This is a genomic window from Ewingella sp. C233 (assembly GCF_055407225.1).
In genome coordinates this window covers 45408-64682 of the sequence record NZ_JBUZRI010000004.1, presented here as the reverse complement: position 1 = coordinate 64682, position 19275 = coordinate 45408, and the positions used below count along the sequence as shown (strand labels likewise).

17 protein-coding genes are annotated in these 19275 nt (G+C 53.0%); 11 read left to right on the top strand and 6 right to left on the bottom strand.

Annotated features, from left to right (window positions below):
* Window positions 1–340: 340 nt before the first annotated feature.
* From pckA to ACZRKO_RS17890, 5 genes are all read right to left on the bottom strand, one after another.
* Entirely contained in the window at window positions 341–1960 is a 1620-nt protein-coding gene (gene pckA, locus ACZRKO_RS17910) for a phosphoenolpyruvate carboxykinase (ATP) (protein WP_463738595.1), read from the bottom strand.
* Window positions 1961–2203: 243 nt separating this feature from the next.
* A complete protein-coding gene (hslO, locus tag ACZRKO_RS17905) occupies window positions 2204–3088 on the bottom strand; it encodes an Hsp33 family molecular chaperone HslO (protein ID WP_463738594.1) in 885 nt (294 codons plus the stop codon).
* 31 nt (window positions 3089–3119) lie between these two features.
* Window positions 3120–3524: a ribosome-associated heat shock protein Hsp15 gene (gene hslR, locus ACZRKO_RS17900; protein WP_463738593.1), complete on the bottom strand. Its 405-nt coding sequence runs from the start codon at window positions 3522–3524 to the stop codon at window positions 3120–3122.
* Window positions 3525–3549: 25 nt separating this feature from the next.
* Window positions 3550–4239: a GMP/IMP nucleotidase gene (gene yrfG, locus ACZRKO_RS17895; RefSeq protein WP_463738592.1), complete on the bottom strand. Its 690-nt coding sequence runs from the start codon at window positions 4237–4239 to the stop codon at window positions 3550–3552.
* 112 nt (window positions 4240–4351) lie between these two features.
* Entirely contained in the window at window positions 4352–6496 is a 2145-nt protein-coding gene (locus ACZRKO_RS17890; RefSeq protein ID WP_463738591.1) for an intracellular growth attenuator family protein, read from the bottom strand.
* Window positions 6497–6855: 359 nt separating this feature from the next.
* Between ACZRKO_RS17890 and nudE the strand changes: the two genes are divergently transcribed.
* Entirely contained in the window at window positions 6856–7413 is a 558-nt protein-coding gene (gene nudE, locus ACZRKO_RS17885) for an ADP compounds hydrolase NudE (RefSeq protein WP_463738590.1), read from the top strand.
* An 86-nt stretch (window positions 7414–7499) separates the two neighbouring features.
* Here nudE and mrcA read toward each other — a convergent pair whose 3' ends face one another.
* Window positions 7500–10058, bottom strand: a complete 2559-nt coding sequence (mrcA, locus tag ACZRKO_RS17880) for a peptidoglycan glycosyltransferase/peptidoglycan DD-transpeptidase MrcA (RefSeq protein ID WP_463738589.1) — start codon at window positions 10056–10058, stop codon at window positions 7500–7502.
* Between the two features lie 121 nt (window positions 10059–10179).
* Between mrcA and ACZRKO_RS17875 the strand changes: the two genes are divergently transcribed.
* The 10 genes from ACZRKO_RS17875 (at window position 10180) to ACZRKO_RS17830 (ending at window position 19252) form a co-directional block, all read left to right on the top strand.
* Complete coding sequence (locus ACZRKO_RS17875; RefSeq protein WP_463738588.1) at window positions 10180–11028, top strand: pilus assembly protein HofM; 849 nt, start codon at window positions 10180–10182, stop codon at window positions 11026–11028.
* On the top strand, window positions 11028–11576 hold the full coding sequence (locus ACZRKO_RS17870) for a PilN domain-containing protein (protein ID WP_463738587.1): 549 nt from the start codon (window positions 11028–11030) through the stop codon (window positions 11574–11576). The genes ACZRKO_RS17875 and ACZRKO_RS17870 overlap by 1 nt, the downstream gene beginning before the upstream one ends.
* A gap of 11 nt (window positions 11577–11587) precedes the next feature.
* A complete protein-coding gene (locus ACZRKO_RS17865; RefSeq protein WP_463738586.1) occupies window positions 11588–12472 on the top strand; it encodes a hypothetical protein in 885 nt (294 codons plus the stop codon).
* Window positions 12469–13749 carry a DNA uptake porin HofQ gene (gene hofQ / locus ACZRKO_RS17860; RefSeq protein ID WP_463738585.1) on the top strand — a complete coding sequence of 427 codons (1281 nt, stop codon included), beginning with the start codon at window positions 12469–12471 and terminating at the stop codon, window positions 13747–13749. Before ACZRKO_RS17865 ends, hofQ begins: the two co-directional genes overlap by 4 nt.
* A gap of 344 nt (window positions 13750–14093) precedes the next feature.
* Entirely contained in the window at window positions 14094–14615 is a 522-nt protein-coding gene (gene aroK, locus ACZRKO_RS17855) for a shikimate kinase AroK (protein ID WP_104923635.1), read from the top strand.
* Between the two features lie 57 nt (window positions 14616–14672).
* A complete protein-coding gene (gene aroB / locus ACZRKO_RS17850; protein WP_463738584.1) occupies window positions 14673–15755 on the top strand; it encodes a 3-dehydroquinate synthase in 1083 nt (360 codons plus the stop codon).
* A gap of 136 nt (window positions 15756–15891) precedes the next feature.
* Window positions 15892–16950, top strand: coding sequence for an SPOR domain-containing protein (locus ACZRKO_RS17845; protein ID WP_463738583.1), 1059 nt, complete (start codon window positions 15892–15894; stop codon window positions 16948–16950).
* An 80-nt stretch (window positions 16951–17030) separates the two neighbouring features.
* A complete protein-coding gene (gene dam, locus ACZRKO_RS17840) occupies window positions 17031–17843 on the top strand; it encodes an adenine-specific DNA-methyltransferase (protein ID WP_463738582.1) in 813 nt (270 codons plus the stop codon).
* Between the two features lie 52 nt (window positions 17844–17895).
* Complete coding sequence (gene rpe, locus ACZRKO_RS17835) at window positions 17896–18585, top strand: ribulose-phosphate 3-epimerase (protein ID WP_463738581.1); 690 nt, start codon at window positions 17896–17898, stop codon at window positions 18583–18585.
* The gene (locus ACZRKO_RS17830) at window positions 18578–19252 is read left to right on the top strand and encodes a phosphoglycolate phosphatase (RefSeq protein ID WP_463738580.1); all 675 of its coding nucleotides are present in this window, start codon (window positions 18578–18580) and stop codon (window positions 19250–19252) included. The genes rpe and ACZRKO_RS17830 overlap by 8 nt, the downstream gene beginning before the upstream one ends.
* The last annotated feature ends 23 nt before the right edge of the window (window positions 19253–19275 follow it).

The following is a 19275-nucleotide window of genomic DNA, read 5'->3' as shown; positions in this document are numbered from 1 at the left end:
CGTTTTGAACGCGGCCTCAACATTATTAAAGGCAAGCATCGTGCCGGTTTTGAATTTAAAGAAGCTTCGGCCGCATTCAAAAATGATGCCGAACGAACGGTGAGAAACTGTGAGCGGGTTTAATGCGAGCAGGTCCGAACCTGAAGTGAGGGCACCGCTTAAGCGGCGACATTTTGCGGCTGTAACAGCGGTGACTGGAACACGGCCATCCCGATTCAGCGACAGCGCGCAGTTAAAAAACGCAGGATTCCAAAGGAGGCACGTTTATGCCTCCTTTGGGCCAGTGTGGGCGGCGAGCCCACGGTTTTGACGTTGGATTTAAAAAGTTTCCTCAAGCTTTTTAAAGCTTTGGCCCCGCCTGGACCAATTTAGCCCCCGCCTCCGTATCGGTATACTTGTCAAAGTTAGTCACAAATCTTTGCGCCAGGTCCTGCGCCTTCTCCTCCCACTGCTCGCGGCTGGCGTAGGTATTACGTGGGTCAAGAATATGCGTATCAACGCCCGGTAACTCTGTAGGCACCGCGAGATTAAAGATCGGAAGGGTGAAGGTTTCGGCTTCGTCGATTTTTCCGTTAAGAATGGCGTCGATAATGGCGCGGGTATTTTGGATGGAAATGCGTTTACCGGTACCGTTCCAGCCAGTATTAACCAGATAAGCCTGCGCGCCTGCGGCTTGCATACGCTTCACCAGCACCTCAGCATACTGCGTTGGATGCAGGGTAAGGAAAGCCGCACCGAAGCAGGCAGAGAAGGTTGGAGTCGGTTCTGTGACGCCTCGCTCGGTACCTGCCAGCTTGGCAGTGAAGCCGGAGAGGAAGTGATATTGCGTCTGGTCTGCGGTCAAGCGTGATACCGGCGGCAAAACGCCAAAGGCATCGGCGGTCAGGAAGATCACTTTGGTGGCGTGACCGGCTTTCGATACCGGTTTAACGATATTGTTAATGTGGTAAATCGGGTAAGAGACGCGTGTGTTTTCTGTTTTGGCATTGTCGTCGAAGTCGATTTTACCGTCTTTGCTGACCACGACGTTTTCCAGCAGGGCGTCACGGATGATCGCACCGTAGATGTCGGGTTCCGCCTCTTTGCTCAGCTTGATGGTTTTTGCGTAGCAGCCGCCTTCGAAGTTGAATACGCCGTCGTCATCCCAGCCATGTTCGTCATCGCCAATCAGCTTACGTTTCGGATCAGTGGATAGCGTGGTTTTACCCGTACCAGACAGCCCGAAGAAAATCGCCACATCGCCTTTTTCGCCGACGTTCGCCGAGCAGTGCATGGAGGCAATGCCTTTAAGCGGTAACAGGTAGTTCATGACAGAGAACATCCCTTTCTTCATCTCGCCGCCGTACCAGGTGCCACCGATCAGCTGAATACGTTCTGTCAGATTGAACGCAACAAAGTTTTCGGAATTCAGGCCCTGCTGCTGCCAGTTTGGATTGGTGCATTTCGCGCCGTTCATCACGATGAAATCGGGCTCGAAGTTCTCCAGTTCGGCATCGTCTGGGCGGATAAACATGTTTTTGACGAAGTGTGCCTGCCAGGCCACTTCGGTAATGAACCGGACCTTCAGACGTGAGTCGGGGTTAGCACCGCAAAAGGCGTCGATGATAAACAGGCGTTTGCCGGAAAGCTGCTGCGTCACCAGCTCCTTCAGTGCGCTCCACACTTCCTGCGTCAGCGGTTGGTTGTCATTTTTACCTTTGCCCTGATCGGCCCACCAGACAGTGTCGCGGGTGGTGTCATCGCGTACGATGTACTTATCTTTCGGCGAGCGGCCGGTGAAAATGCCGGTATCGACATTCACTGCGCCCAATTCAGTTACCTGACCGCGTTCAAAACCCTCAAGTCCCGGTGCCGTCTCTTCTTTGAAAAGTAAGTCGTAATCGGGGTTGTAAATGATCTCGCTGGTGTCGTTGATACCGTAGGTGGCCAGCGTTTCTTTCGTGAGATGACGTGTTGGCATATCCCTGCTCCTCAATCGAATGGTCAAACCTGAACGGCCAGTCAGCCGCTATGATTAATTTGACTGTAATTGTAGGGTTTTGTGGCGTTTTATCCGCGATTGCTATCAAAGAATGGCATCAGTGACGGGATTTTTGGTGATTATGCGAGACAGTGCACGTGAATGGTGTAACGGAGGAAAAAGGCTGCAATGAAGCCGGAGCAATGTCAGACATTGCTCCGTTTTACGGGGAGTTAATGGTGCTTAATGAACTGAGCTGTCAGCCTCTGGCAGGCTGCCGCTGGCTTTCAGCGTCGCCATATCCATGGCGTCAAAGACATAATCGCTGCCGCAGTAGTCACAATGCATTTCGATTTTGCCATCTTCTTCCAGCATTTCGAGCACTTCGCCGTCCGGCAGAGTCATCAGCGCATCGGCACAGCGGTCGCGTGAGCAGGTGCAACGGAAGCAGACATCCTGCGGTTCATACAGCGTGACCTCTTCCTGATGGTACAGGCGGTAGAGCACTTCGTTAGCTGGCAGGGTGAACAGCTCGTCGGCTTTAATGGTGTGAGTCAGTTGAGCAAGATGGTTAAGCTCTTCCGGATCGGTCTCCTGCGCCGGAAGCACCTGCAACAGCAAGCCACCCGCAGCGGGTTTGCCTTCAGACTGGCCGGTACGAATGAAAATTCGCGTCGGCAACTGCTCTGACTGCATGAAGTAGTTTTCCAGACACTCCGCCAGCGTTTCGCCTTCCAGGCCTACTACGCCCTGATAGCGCTCGCCTTCGGTCGGGGAGATGGTGATCACCATGTAGCCGTTGCCGATCATCTGACGCAGCGTGCTGTCCGGGGCAATTTCACCTTGCAGACGCGCGACGCCGCGCATTTCTTGCAGGTTATTGCCGTTGATGACGGCCAGTTTCAGCGGGCCATCGCCCTGAAGCTGAACGGTAATGTCGCCGTCAAATTTCAGGGTGGCGGTTAGCAGGCTGGTGGCCACTAACATTTCGCCAAGCAGGGTACGGACTTCGGCCGGGTAGTCATGGCCTGCAACGATCTGCTGGAATGTCTCGCTAAGTGAAACCAGCTCACCGCGTACGGAATGGTGAGTGAAAAGATAGCGGTGTAGTTGGTCGTGATTTGACATAGATTCTCTCTGTTTAACTGCCTGGCGAAGTTTAATCAGTATCGCCATTTTTAAATTTGATCAGGTCGCGGCGTTCCTTTTTATCCGGACGACGGTCCGGATGAGGCATCGCATTCATTTTACGCGCCAGGGCGACTTTCTCCCGTTTGGCGACGCTTGCCTCGGTTTCCTGATAGAGCTTTTGGGCTTCTTCCGCAGTGCGACGCTGAGTGGTTAAGCCCAGCACCATGACCGTTCTTTCGTCATTCCCCTGACGCAGGGTGATTTCGGCGTTCATTTCCATCAGCTTGCTGGGCTTACTTCGCTGACCGTTGTAATGCACTTTGCCGCCGTCCACCATCTCCCGCGCCAGCGCACGGGTTTTATAAAAACGTGCCGCCCACAACCATTTGTCGAGGCGAATCGCGTTGTCATCTTCTGCCGTTTTACCCTTCATACGTCTCTCCCCAGGTGAGCGATGATCAAGCGACCCTGCCAGCCACCGGACGAATCGAAGGTAACAGGCTACGGAAATCGTTAATCGACGGATGCGCGGCAAATGACTTGTCCGCCAGGGTGGAATCCGGATTTTCTATACCCAGACAATAGCGGATACCAAAGGCTTTTGCCGCATTGAGGATAGGTTCGCCGTCGTCAACAAACAGGGTGCGCGCCGGGTCAAAACCGGTTTGCTGCTGCACTGCCGCCCACAACCGCTGATCTTCCTTTGGATAACCAAATGTGTGGGTGGAAAGTAATAAATCAAGGTGCTGGTCCAAACCCGTGTGCTGACATTTCACCGCGAGGCTGTGCGGATGCGCATTGGTCAGCAAAATCGCTTCGCGGCCACTCGCCCGTAATTGCTGCAAAAAAGGAAGAGTGTCGTCGCGTAATTTGGCGTTGCTGCCGATATCGGTAGTCATCTGATAGATATCGAGATCCAGCTTCTGGCACCAGTAGTCGAAGCAGTACCAGTTCATCGTGTGCTGGACGGCGAGGTATTCAGCCTGAATATATTGCCGCGCTTCGTCAAAAGCGATGGCGCGTTGCTGGCTCAGCGCCAGAGGGACGTCCTGCAACCAGAACTGGCTGTCAAAAGCCAGATCCAGCAAGGTGCCATCCATATCAAGCAGGACGGTATCAATGGTGTTCCAGTCGAAATCGGGGGACATGCAAACTCCATATCGCCCGCCCGGTGGCATCAGACAGCCACCGCGGGGAGCAAATGTTCAATAGCAGGGAAGGGGTTCAGGGTAGCACAGGGCCTTCTGACACAGAAAGCGGTCAGTCCAGATGGCGGGCCGACGTACCGACCAGCGTCGGGTTAAAGCAGTTGGTATAGTAATTTTGAATGTCATTCATGCGGCGCTTGTCTTTCAGCCGGCGCTTCACCAGCAAAACGCTGTTGGTGATGAGGCAAACAATCAGTAACAGCAGTAAAAGGCTGGTGCCGATATAGCGCCACAGCGTAGAGATGTCCGGTTCACTGTGCAGCGAAATATGGCGGGTTCCGTTGGCATCGATGCTGATGCTGGTAATAACGCCCTGCGCACTGAACGGCGTGTGTAACAACGTGGAGGACAAGTTTTGCAGCTGCTTCCACTGGGCGAGCGGGTTATACGCATACAGTGACACCGGCGGAACCGGCTGGTCTACCAGCTGCTTACCTTCGTCATTAGTGATCAGGAAGCCGCCCGGTGGCGGGCTGTTCAATGCTTCTGCCGCTCGGCGTGTTTCGTGGGCGAAGAAGGAGGAGGTCGCCGTATTGACCAGCTCACTGAGTGTCTGGGCACTGACCGGTCGCAGCAACACATTCATGCCTTTCAGCGTGCCGGATTTCGCGCGTTTCACGAGCGTTGCCCAGTTATCCGCATTGCCCAGATTGACCAGCGCATTTTTCAGCCTGACGCAGTCATCGCTGTTGCTGCAAAGCGCCTGGGTTTTCAGCACGATGTCAGAGAAGTCATCCAGCAAGATCATGCCCGATTTCTCAATGGCGGTGGCCAACTGCGGGTTGATATTTTGTTCGGTGCTGTCGCCCGGATGCAACTGAGTATTGACGGTGGTCAGCAGCGCAGTGGCGGCATCAATTAATTCTGATTCCGGCATCGGCAGGGGCGGTGCTTCATTCCAGTAAATACCGGAGCAATCAAACGGCACGAACCCGCCGGGTGCCGTTCGGGCATTGGCCGGAGGAACGTAGCACATACCTGTGCCTTGTACTTTAAGCGTATCGCCCACGCGCAGTGGAGTTTTTTCCAATACCTGTACGCTGTTCACTTGCGTGCTTTGTGCGCCCTGTAACCAGGCAACACTGAGTTTCAGCGGCAGGCCGAGGGGAACATAAATCAGCAACATCAGCAGCAGCACCAGCGCACTGGCGGCCAGTACCAGGTTTTTCCCCCACTGCTGCAACGGGAAGTTTTTAACTTCGTCATGCAGTGAAAGATACGCACCCTGACGGACTACATGGCTGTTCATATAGAGCTCGACGTCGGTCGGTTGCCCTAAATTCCTGCTAATGTAAGGCTGCCAGTGCGGTGGATAAACCAGATCGACAGCACCTAATGAAATATTGCTGATATCACCCTGTTTGGACTCACCAAACAGACCCCAGCGTTTAGGCTGGCCACGCAGACAGTGGATCTCCTTACGATTTTTCCCCAGCCGTTCAGCCAGCAAACGCCAGCCTGCCCAGCCGAGTAGCACAGCCGCGATCGCCATCGTCCACGGCAGGATCATCGCCGGGCCGACCAGTGTGATAAACAGCAGCAGCATTACCGCAGATATCGCCAGCGCTTCGCGCACGCCGTTGGAGCGGGTCAGAGCGTGCTCTTCACGGGTTTCATGACGCACTTTTACCAGCTGAATATGCTCACTCTCTTCGTGACGAATCGAGGCGTTTTGCGGCGGCACTGGAATGACAGAAGGGGCAGGGGTTGGGCGTTCATAAATATGGTCGACAAGCGAGTGGCCATTGAGCGAGATAACCAGAGGGACCGTCTGAGTTTTGATCAACTCAACGTGATTTTCATGCGCGATATACTGTTCCCAGAACGGAGGCAGGTGGATTTCAGTCGTATCGAGAAAGTAACGCCATTTATTGGGATCTTCGCTGGCAACACCATAACGGGTGATCGCGCGAGTGATGGTATAGACATTTTCGCTTTTGGCCGTCAGCGTGAGCTTATCGCGAAGAACCATGAGATCGCTGCGATGTGTGATAGGTGTTTGGCTGAGTTTTTCATTCTGACGCAGGTATTGCTCGACGGCGTCACGTTCCTGCTGCGTCATCTTACGTTGGTTGGGTTTGGAGAAATGAACGCTCGACGTCGCCGTATTACGGCGTCGTACGATAAACCAAAGGAATAACCCAGCGGCAATGACGGTGATACACAATAAAAAAAGTGTAACGACTACTGTGCTCATCCGATCCCCTGACTAAGATGACTGATGTCGATGCGTTGGAATGACATAGTTATTCATTGTTATTTTTCTTACATTTTCCGTAAAAACAGCCACTTTTGATCATACCAATAATCTCACCGCGACGGGTATCGGTATAATCCTATTTTTAATAGTGTGGTTTTTTGTTAGAGATTTTTATCGGGTTTGAGAAGCCGATCGCGAACTCCAATGCGAAAATTCCCCTGTGGATAACGTTACACCGAATTTATGTCGCACAAATATTGCGATAAAGGTTCGCATTAACGCACAATGCCATCAAGTGACAATAAATTGAACCCATTGCGACACCGATATCAGGTGAACAATAAATTGGGGAACACATGGATAAGCACCTGCAAAAACCTGAGATTCAGAAAATAGAAAAGGTAGCGAGCTCACGCTTGTTCACCATCGAATCCGTTGATCTCACATTCAGCAACGGCGTGCAGCGTGTTTATGAGCGTATGCGCCCGTCTAATCGTGAAGCGGTACTGATTGTCCCGGTCATCGGGGATGATCTGCTGCTGATCCACGAATATGCCGTAGGTATCGACGGTTATGAATTAGGCTTCCCTAAAGGGCTGATTGATCCGGGCGAAAGTGTGCTTGAGGCTGCGAACCGTGAGTTGATGGAAGAGGTGGGTTATGGCGCTCAGCATTTTGATTACCTGATGCAGCTGACCATGGCGCCCTCGTACTTCTCAAGTCGCATGAATATCGTCATCGCCAAAGGGCTTTATCCGCAAAGCCTGGAAGGGGATGAACCCGAACCGTTGCCACAAACCCGCTGGCCGATTGCCCGCATGATGGAACTGCTGAACGAGCCAGATTTCAACGAAGCCAGAAACGTCAGCGCACTGTTTCTTGCTCGCGATTTCCTGATGAGAAACGCCGTTTAGCCACTGATTCATTTAGCGTAATCTTCCCCATAAAAAAAGCCGGCCTGCGTACATGCATGACCGGCTTTTTTGACGTCTTTAGTTCATCAGAACAGTTCGTGCGCCTGACCGTTGTCCATCAGCGTCGTCCCTACTTCGTGAACAGCATGTTCAGTCGGTTGAGTGCCATCGATGAAATATTCAGGGCGGCTTGCGCCACCGCCATCAGACAGTTTGCCGGTTTGTTTATCGATGGTGACCGTCACAATACCCGGTGGCGGGGTCTGTTTCTGTTCCGGTACGCCATCAAGCACGGCTTTCATGTAGTCATCCCAGGCTGGCTGAGCACTCTTGGCACCGCCTTCCGCACCAGAAATCTGGTCAGGAATGACACCTGACGCCGTCGAACGACCAAGGTCACGGCGGTGATCGTCAAAGCCGATCCACACAGAGGTCACTACGTTCGGGCCATAGCCGGAGAACCACGCATCTTTGGAGCTGTTGGTGGTACCCGTTTTGCCGCCGATATCATGACGTTTCAGGTCACGCCCTGCACGCCAGCCTGTTCCCATCCAGCCCGGTTCACCAAAGATGTTGGTGTTGAGCGCATCACTGATGAGGAACGATAGCGGTGTGCTGATCACATGTGGCGCGTACTGCTGATCACCGTCCTGCTGAGCTTGGCCAGCCGGAACCTGCTCAAGCTGCGGCATCGGCACGCTGTTGTTGTTATTGCCTTCGCTGGAAACCGCGACGTTCTCGACGTTGTCATCGGAGAGGACGGCTGACTTTTGTGAATCACCATAAATCACCGGGATGTTGCAGGTACGGCAGGCAATTTTCGGCTTGGCTTCAAACTGAACCTGACCGGATTCATCAACGATTTTGGTGATGAAATAGGGGTCAACCAGATAACCACCGTTAGTCAGCGCAGCATAACCACGAACAACTTGCAGCGGCGTGAAGGACGCAGAACCTAGCGCCAGTGATTCTGAGTGAACAATGTTGGCCGCTGGGAAGCCGAAGCGGAGCAGATATTCTGCCGCATAATCGACACCCATCGCACGCATCGCACGCACCATCACCACGTTTTTCGACTCACCCAGCCCCTGACGCAGGCGAATTGGGCCTGCATAAGTTGGTGGTGAGTTCTTCGGACGCCAGTCCTGACCGGCACCGGCATCCCAGCGGGTGATCGGCATGTCGTTGAGGATGGTCGCCAGCGTCAGGCCTTTGTCCATCGCAGCGGTGTAAAGGAACGGTTTGATGTTCGAACCGAGCTGACGCAATGCCTGCGTTGCACGGTTGAATTTGCTCTGATTAAAGTCGAAACCACCAACCAGCGCTTCTACTGCGCCATCGTTCGGATTCAGGGAAACAATGGCAGAATTCACATCAGGAACCTGTGTCAGCCACCAGACATCACCCACTTTACGCACCCAGATCTGCTGACCAGGCTGCACCACATCAGATACTTTCTTCGGCGTTGGCCCTTGACTGTTATCGGAACGGAAAGGGCGTGCCCAGCGCATTCCGCTAAACGGCAATGAAATCACCGCGCGGTTTGCCATGGTGGCCGTGGCCTGTTCACCGTCAATTTGTGTCACGACCGCAGGGAAGAGCGGGCCATAAACAGGCAGGGTTTTCAGGGACTGAACAATTTTGTTCTCATCCCAAGGTGTTTCACCCACTTTCCACAGCTGATTCGACGGCCCACGGTAGCCGTGACGCATATCGTAGTTCAGCACGTTGGTGCGCAGGGCTTCCTGAGCGGCCAACTGGGTTTTCTTGGTAATGGTGGTGTAGACCTTGTAGCCGTCGTTATAGGCGTTGTCGCCATAACGTTTCACCATCTCCTGACGCACCATTTCTGTCAGATACGGCGCAGAAAACTCAATATGCGGTGCATGGTAATTGGCGACCAGCGGTTCAGCACGTGCCTCATCATACTGTGCCTGGGTGATGTATTTCTCATCAAGCATACGGGACAGCACAGTGTTGCGACGCGCCAGAGAGCGGTCGTGAGAGTAAAGCGGGTTGAACGTTGATGGCGCTTTTGGTAGTCCGGCAATCACGGCCATCTCGCTGAGCGTCAGCTGGCTGACATCCTTACCGAAATAGACCTGCGCCGCCGCCCCTACGCCATAAGCGCGGTAGCCGAGGTAGATCTTATTGAGATACAACTCAAGGATCTCATCCTTGGTCATCATCTGTTCGATGCGGATCGCCAAAAACGCTTCTTTGATCTTACGCGTCAGTGTCCGTTCCGGGCTCAGGAAGAAGTTACGTGCCAGCTGCTGAGTGATGGTACTTGCCCCTTGGGAAGCATGGCCAGAGACCAGTGCCACAGAAGCTGCACGGAAAATACCGATCGGATCAACGCCGTGATGTTCATAAAAACGGCTGTCTTCGGTTGCGATGAATGCATGAACCATCTCCGGAGGGATCTGGCCAAGTTTCAGGGGAATACGACGTTTTTCGCCGTATTGGGCGATTAAATCGCCTTCAGCACTGTAAACCTGCATCGGTGTTTGCAAGCGCACGTCTTTGAGCGTGGCGACATCGGGCAGCTGCGGCTCGATATATTTGTACAAGCCAAATATCGAGGCTGCTCCCAGCAAAATGCAACACAGTGCAAGAATCAAAAAATACTTTACGAACTTCACCTGAGATTTCCCATTTAGTGTCAATTGGGCAGTTTATAAACAACCGCGCGGTAGTATAAAGGCAAGCCTACGACATGGATACGTTCTTTTCTTAACTTGACCCTATGGAGATTGGGCGAAAATGCGACTACAAGCATGGCAGGTAGGTCTGGATATTCAAGCCGGTTATGCCCGGGCGATCGCGGTTCAGCGACGCCGTTACGGCTGGCAATTACGGCATTGGTGGCAACACCCATTACCGCCCCTCACGCTGCGCGGGGGGATTTTACATGAGAGCGCGCCGCTTTCCGCTATTTTATCTGTCTGGCGTAATACCCTGCCGGCAAAGATCTCGCTGCGTATTTCTCTTCCTGCTCAGCGAGCCATGCAGCACATCCTTCCTCCGCCGGATGACCGCCTTAGCGCAACCATGCGCAGCGCCTTTATTTTCTCCAGCGCAGCGCGCCATTTTCCGCTGAGTGTCGAGCAACTGGTGATGGACTACCGGACGGATCCCTGTGGCGACAAAAATATTATTGTCACGGCGGCGAGGCAGCAGGAGATTCAACAGTGGCAACACTGCCTGGCCCAGTCCCGCCTCTTTCCCGACGTCTTTGAACTCGCACCCTGTGCGTTGCAGTCAGCGGCCAGTGCGGCGGGTGTCAGCGCTGAACAACTGCTACTGCACCGATTGGATGATGGCTGGTTATGGGCTGCGCCTCACGGGCTGCCTTTCCAATTTGGCATGTTTGATGAAAATGAGATCGGCGATATTGCCCAGCTTGTATTCCGCGTCCGTGAACAGTATCGGGCAGCAAAGTTATGCGATGAAGAATGTCTGTTCAGTAGCGTGAATACCGAAGCGTTGCCCGCAGGCGTGCTTGCCTGGTCACCGTTAACGGCAATCGGGCAACTCTTGCCGCCTCTTCCGGCGAATCCGGGGGCTTTTACGCTCGCCACCGGTCTGGCCCTGCGCCCGGAGGACCGCTAATGCTACATGTTAATCTGCTGCCCTGGCGCAGCATTCAACAACGGCAGCAGCAGAGGCAGTGGCTGCAGCACGTTATGCTATTCATCACGCTGACGGCGGTGCTGATGTCGCTCTGGTCTGCTTCCACGCGACATGCGTTGCGCAAAGAACAAAGCCACCTGCTGATGCTGAGCGACAGCCAGACACGGTTAGCCTTGCAGCTTAAAAAAGTCAATGGTGCGACGCAGCAGCTACAGACGTTGCAACGCGTCGCCAGAGAGCAGGAGCAGCGGCGGATTAAAAGTCTGGGATATCTCGCCCTGCTGACCTCCCTCGCCAGACATATTCCTGACAGCCTGTGGTTGACAGAACTGATCGACGAGCCGGAAGGGCGCATTCAGCTGCGTGGCGAAAGCGCCGTGTATCCGGTTGTGATGGAATTTGCTCAGAGATTGAAAGATGACGCGCTATTCAGTGAGGTTCGTTTGCTGGATATCCAGCGTCTGCCAGCGCAGAACCTGCGGTTTGTCTTACAGATACGGTTTGCACAGCAGTCGGGCATCCAGTGAAGGATTACGCCATGAGCAATATCTTTTCACTGTTCTTCAGCCAGATGATGGAGCGACCTCGGTGGCAGCAATGGGCATTGTGGATAGCGGGTGGTCTCACTCTGTGGTTTCTGCTCTATTTAACGATGCTGAAAGCCCCGATCCGGGAGTTGCAGCAGGGCCTGCAAGACGCAGAGGCTCTGCAAAAAAGTCTCTCTGCGCAGCAGCGCAGTTTACTGGAACAGCCTTCGCTGAATGAACTTTTGCAGCAACTGGCGCTTTTAAAGCCCGTGAGCTCCGCGGGGATAACTCTGGTGGATAAAATCGCCGGGCCATTACACCGGTCGGCAGGCACGCTTTTACAATGGCAGCCTGAGGCCGGTGGTGTTGAAAATGAAGAACGGGGAACTCTGACATTCCGGTCAGATTTCAAAGGGGTGTTAGCGCTGCTGACGGGGTTACTCAACGATCCGGCAGCACCGGTGGTGCGTCAGTTGCAGTTGCGTGCGGAAAAACCGTTGCTTCACATTACGCTCGCGCTCGCAGAAGAACCGTTTTATTCGCCGATTTTCTCCGCGCTTTCAACTGCTGAAGGAGTAAAGCGTGATCCGTTTTCTGCACAGGATATTGAGGACTGTTCGGATAACGCCAACACCCTCAGGGATGTGACTTTGGGAGGAATGATTAGTGATACAGAACATCAGCAGGGCTGGATGTTATGGCCCGGCCGTGGCTGGCAACCCGCTGAGGTCGGGTGGCGTGATGATCAATCCGGCTGGCAGGTTGTTGCCGTCGGGAACGGGCAAATTACGTTCAACTTACAGCGCGAACCTTGTGCTGAAAAACAACATTCGCTGACATTGTCGCGCCAGAGTGGGCTTCAGCCAATGAAATTCCAGGGAGAGGAAAAAAAATGAAGAGAGTTAAAAGAGCCGTATGGGGGGCAGCAATTATCGCGTTACTGGCGCTGAATGGTCCCTGTATGGCGGCGGAGCAAGCGGCTATAAAGCCCGTTACCCTGGAATTTCAGGACACGCCGCTAACCGTCATTTTGCAGGCGCTGGCCGAGCACCGCCAGATGAATCTGGTCACCGCGCCGGGTGTGGAAGGTAAACTCAGCGTCCGGCTGACAGAAGTACCATGGCAGCAGGCGATGGAGATCATCCTGCAGATGGGAAAGCTGACGCTGCGGCAGCAGGGCAACGTGCTGATGATCTTTCCTCAAATTGATCCCGCGGCTCAACGGCAAAAACAGCAGGAGGAGAGCGAGCGTGAACTTCAGCAGCGCCCGCTGGAGAGCCTGACGCTGGCATTGCAAAATGCAGATGCTACCGAAACCGCTGCCAGCCTGAATGCACAGAAAGGAACGTTGTTGTCAGATAAAGGCCATGCTTCTGCTGATGTTCGTACTAATACGCTGCTAATCCGCGATACCCGGCATGCGCTCGATACCATCACGCCCTGGTTAAAAGAGATGGATACGCCATTACAGCAGGTACAACTGGCTGCCCATATTGTCACGATGAACACTGAGAGTCTGCGTGAGCTTGGTGTCCGCTGGGGATTTACGGGTGACAACCCGATCACAAAATCGGTCAGAATGAATAACTTCAGCATGGGAATGCCGGTGGAGAACCCCATTGCGACGATGGGCTTTAACCTGGCACACATCAGCGGGCGAATATTGGATCTGGAGCTGACGGCGCTGGAGCAGGAAGATCAGGTGGAAATTATCGCCAGCCCGCGCCTGCTGACTGCGCATATGCAGACGGCCAGCATCAAACAGGGGACGGAAATCCCCTATCAGGTTTCCAGCGGGGCTAGCGGAAGCACGTCGATAGAATTTAAAGAGGCGGTGCTGGGCATGGAGGTTACGCCGAAAATTCAGCGTAACGGTGATATTACGCTGGCGCTACAAATCAGTCAGAACATGCCGGGGCGCACCATCAAACAGGCTGAAGGCGAAGCGCTTGCCATCGATAAACAGGAAATTAAGACTCAGGTAACGGTCAAAGATGGAGAAACTATTGTGTTAGGTGGCATTTTTCAGCGCCAAAATCAGAACACGGAAAATAAAGTACCGGTGCTCGGTGACATCCCCGTCGTGGGATCTTTATTCAAACAGCAAACAAAAAGCATGAAGCGCCGCGAATTGGTCATTTTTATTACACCAACCTTAATTAGCCGCCATTAATCGGGGTGTTGGCGTGACTAAAACGGCAGAATAGCGTTGAGCTTATGCAACTTTTTGTGTCACGAAAGGCTTCTGAGTTTGACGCTGCGGCCGATTTAGCTTACAAGGGTTACCGAATTGAGCACCGTGATTTTTAATGACTGCTGAAACGCCGATAAAAACGTACGGTTTCCCTCCCGCGGCGCGCGATGCGATTTATTCGGTTGCCAAACTACCAAGAGTGTTGAGATAATTTTTGTCTGATCTCGCACTACCGCTCATGAGGTTTCAGTTTAGGTCCCGCCGCTAATTTGATTGGCGGGGCGGGTTATCATCAACGAATTGTCTTAGTAATACCAAAAAACATGGCAGAGAAACGCAATATCTTTCTGGTTGGGCCTATGGGTGCCGGCAAAAGCACTATTGGTCGACAGTTAGCTCAGCAACTCAATATGGAGTTTTTTGACTCCGATCACGAAATTGAGCGACGCACCGGAGCTGATGTGGGCTGGGTATTTGATTTAGAAGGCGAAGACGGATTCCGCGACCGCGAAGAAAAAGTGATCAACGAACTCACAGAAAAGCAAGGCATCGTTCTGGCGACCGGCGGGGGTTCTGTTAAATCACGTGAAACCCGTAACCGTTTGTCAGCGCGTGGCGTTGTCGTCTATCTTGAAACTACCATCGAAAAACAATTGGCGCGTACACAACGCGACAAAAAACGTCCATTATTACAGGTGAGTGCACCCCCACGCGAAGTGCTTGAAGCACTGGCGAAAGAACGCAATCCGCTGTATGAAGAAATTGCGGATGTGACTATCCGTACTGACGATCAAAGCGCCAAAGTGGTTGCCAACCAAATCATTAACATGTTGGAAAGCAACTGATTTTTGGCATTCTGTTATTGCCTGAGGGTGTAAGTTAAGAAGGTCACTGAGCGCGAAATGGAGAGGATTACCGTAACGTTAGGGGAGCGAAGCTACCCCATTACGATTGCTGCCGGATTGTTTCACGATCCGGCTTCTTTTATGCCTGTAAAGGCGGGTGATCAGGTCATGCTGGTGACAAACCAGACTCTGGCACCTCTCTATCTGGACTCAGTTCGCTCAGTCCTGGAGCAGGCAGGCGTTCGTGTTGATCAGGTGATACTGCCTGATGGTGAACAATACAAATCCCTGTCTGTTCTTAATGAGGTTTTTTCGGCTCTGCTGGAAAAACCTCATGGTCGTGATACCACGCTTATTGCCCTCGGTGGCGGCGTGGTTGGCGATTTGACCGGCTTTGCTGCCGCCAGTTATCAGCGTGGGGTACGCTTTATTCAGGTACCTACCACGCTGTTATCTCAGGTCGATTCCTCCGTTGGTGGCAAAACTGCTGTCAACCACCCGCTCGGCAAAAACATGATTGGTGCGTTCTATCAACCGGCTTCGGTTGTGGTCGATCTTGATTGCCTGCGCACTCTTCCTGCCCGTGAGATGTCTTCCGGCATGGCAGAGGTCATAAAATACGGCATTATTTTGGATGCCGACTTCTTTGTATGGCTTGAAGACAACATGGATGCTCTGTTAGCGCTGGATATAAATGCGCTGGCCTATTGCATCCGTCGTTGCTGCGAGCTGAAAGCTGAAGTCGTCGCTGCCGATGAACGCGAAAACGGTATGCGCGCTTTGCTTAATCTTGGTCATACTTACGGGCATGCCATTGAAGCTGAAATGGGCTACGGTAACTGGTTGCATGGTGAAGCCGTTGCGGCCGGCATGGTGATGGCTTGCTACACCGCGCATCGTTTAGGCCAGTTCAGCCTGACCGACATTGCGCGAGTTAAAAACCTGCTGCTGCGTGCCGGGTTGCCTGTCACCGGACCTTTGGAAATGGCGGCTGAAGCCTATTTGCCGCACATGATGCGTGATAAAAAAGTGCTGGCCGGCGAGCTGCGCCTGGTTTTACCGAAAGCGATTGGTCAGTCTGAAGTTCGCTCTGGTGTGTCACATGAAATGGTGCTGGCGTCGATTGAGGATTGCCGGTAACAGAGTTTGTGGGCTATCTCACAGGCCTTGTCTTACCGATTAACCCTTTGCCAGCAAAGCGTTATATTTATCAGTCAGGATAGTTGCTCCGCATAAAGCCGCTTTTGCAGGCTTTTAGCCGGGTTGGAGGTTTTAGATGGATGATTTAACACCGGAAGACGATCTTAAGCCAGACACCAGCGATCGCCGTCCACCGCGCTCGCGTAAACCGGCCCCTTCTGCACCAAAACTTGCAGTATCACGTCAACACCTGATGATTGGTGTAGGCATTTTGGTACTGATTTTACTGATCGTCGGTATCGGCTCCGCTCTTAAAGCCCCAACACAGCACGAAACCAATAATGCACCGGGCAATGGCCCTAAAGACATTAATTTGTCGGGTTCGGGCAATGATGCTGCGGCTCCTGCACAGCCATCAGCTCAGGCGCAAGAAAACACCGCTCAGGCAAGTAATACCGCGCAGGCGAATAATGGTCAGCAGCCACAACAAAATGTGGGTATGCCACCTATTTCGCCTACGCCGACCGATGCCCAGCCGCAACCTGACAACGGTCAGGCAAAAGAGCGCGTTGATCTGCCGGGAGACATGTCTGATGCACTTTCTTCGCAGCAAGGGCAGGTTAACGCCGCCGCACAGGATGGCATGAATGCCGGTACGCAATCCTTGACGTCGTTGCCGACGGCACCTGCCACCGTTGACGGTGCAGCGAAAGGCAAAGCGCCAGTCGCGACACGTACCCCTCAGCAAACGGCGAACACCAAACCAGCAGTGACCAAACCGGCTAAGACGCATACCACCGCGCCAGCCCATGAGTCCAAAAAGCCGGTACAGGCAAAGCCTGCGACTGCGGCATCCCATCCGGCCAAAGAAACCACGAAACCTGTTGCGACGGCAAGCGCAGCAACCGGTACTGGTGGTGCTATCAAATCTGCTCCGGGCAGCCACTTTACGCTGCAACTGAGCGGGGCTTCCCAGTCCAATAGCCTGAATGCGTTTGCTAAGCAGCAGGGTCTGAAAAACTATCTGGTTTATCAGACATCACGAGACGGCAAGCCGTGGTATGTGTTGGTGAGCGGTAATTACGCGTCATCGGCCGAAGCCAAAAGCGCCATCTCCAGCTTGCCTGCTGAAGTACAGGCTAAGAAACCGTGGGTTAAGCCTGTACACCAGGTACAGCAAGACCTGAAAAAATGAATCTGATCTCAACGCGATTTGCTGTCTAAAAACAGGGTACAATCCGCGGCTGTGAATTGTATAAGTAGCTAACTGACGGCATGAAGAAAAACCGCGCTTTTTTGAAATGGGCTGGTGGCAAATATCCGCTTGTAGATGACATCAAACGTCATCTACCAGCAGGAGATTGCCTGATAGAGCCTTTTGTTGGTGCGGGATCGGTATTTCTGAATACCGATTACAAATCGTACATTCTGGCCGACATCAACAGTGATCTGATTAACCTCTACGATATTGTGAAAACACGCACCGATGAATTCGTGCGTGATGCACGCGTGTTTTTTTCCCCTGAGTTTAATCAGTCAGAGCAATTTTATGCCCTGAGAGCGGAATTTAACCAGAGTACGGATATCTACCGCCGTTCGGTGCTTTTTCTCTATCTCAACCGCCATTGTTACAATGGTCTGTGCCGTTATAACCTCAGCGGTGCGTTCAACGTGCCGTTTGGCCGCTATAAAAAGCCCTATTTCCCTGAGACTGAACTCTACTGGTTTGCCGAAAAAGCGCAGAATGCACGGTTTGTCTGTGAGCATTACCAAGAAACATTGCTGAAAGCGGAGTCAGGTTCGGTGGTGTATTGTGATCCTCCGTATGCACCACTGTCGGCAACGGCGAATTTTACGGCCTACCACACCAACAGCTTCAGCATGGATGATCAAATGAACCTGGCGCGCCTGGCGTACCAGCTCTCGTCAGAAAATGACGTACCGGTTCTGATCTCCAACCATGAGACCCCGTTGACGCTGGAATGGTATGCCCAGGCGACGTTGCACCGGGTTTCGGCCCGCCGGACCATCAGCAGCAACGTATCGCAACGCAGTAAAGTGAACGAACTTTTGGCGCTCTATCGCTGATTTGCGTGAAGTCGCGTAGACCAGCTCGTAACCCTCTTGTCTGGAGAAGCGGATGAAAAAGTTTTTGATTGCCCCGTCCATTTTATCAGCTGATTTCGCCCGTCTGGGTGAAGACACGGCTAAAGCACTGGAAGCTGGCGGAGACGTCGTACACTTTGACGTAATGGATAACCACTACGTGCCTAATCTGACGATAGGACCGCTGGTGTGCCAGTCGCTGCATAATTACCTGCAAAAAGCCGGGATTAACGCACCGATTGACGTGCACTTGATGGTAAAACCGGTCGATCGCCTGATCCCGGATTTTGCCGCCGCCGGTGCCACCTATATCTCTTTCCACCCGGAAGCCTCTGAGCACGTTGACCGCACCATCCAGCTGATCAGAGAGCACGGCTGTAAAGCTGGTCTGGTGTTTAACCCTGCGACGTCATTGAGCTATCTGGATTACGTGATGGATAAACTCGACGTGATCCTGCTGATGTCGGTTAACCCGGGTTTTGGTGGTCAGTCGTTTATTCCTGGTACCCTCGATAAGCTGCGTCAGGTGCGTAAGCTGATCGATGACAGTGGTTACGACATTCGTCTGGAAATCGACGGCGGCGTGAAAGCTGAAAACATTGGTGAGATCGCAGCCGCAGGCGCAGACATGTTTGTTGCCGGTTCCGCTATCTTTAACCAGCCTGATTACCGTACTGTGATTGACCACATGCGCAGCGAACTTGCGAAGGTTCCCCATGGCTGAGTCAATGCAACCGCTGGGCATCGCTTTTGATCTCGATGGCACGTTAGTCGACAGCGCACCGGGACTGGCTGATGCCGTTGATATGGCATTGAAAGCGTTCGGTCTGCCCGCTGCTGGCGTTGAGCGCATCAGCACCTGGATTGGCAACGGCGCTGATGTAATGGTTGAGCGCGCAGTACGCTGGGCCGAAGGTGATATGTCGCCCGAGTTTTGCCAAAAAGTACGCGACAAATTTGACCATTACTACGCAGAAACGGCCGCCAGCGGCAGCAAGCTGTACCCGCAAGTTAAAGAGACGCTGGCAGCGCTGAAAGCAAAAGGCGTGCCGATGGGACTTATCACCAACAAGCCCACGCCTTTTGTTGCACCACTGCTGAACTCGCTCGATATTGAAGAATTTTTTTCAGTGGTGATCGGTGGCGATGACGTCGCACAGAAAAAACCACATCCGGCCCCCATGTACCTGATGCTCGCGAAGCTCGGTCTGCGTGCCAGCGAACTGGTTTTTGTTGGTGATTCACGCAATGATATTCAGGCGGCACAGGCCGCCGGTTGCCGCTGCGTCGGTTTGACGTACGGCTACAATTACGGTGAAAGCATCGCGCTGAGCAAGCCCGATCGCGTCCTCGAACATTTCGCCGACCTCTTGCCCACTTTTGGGCTGTAATCCTTAAAAGATCAGGAAGCATA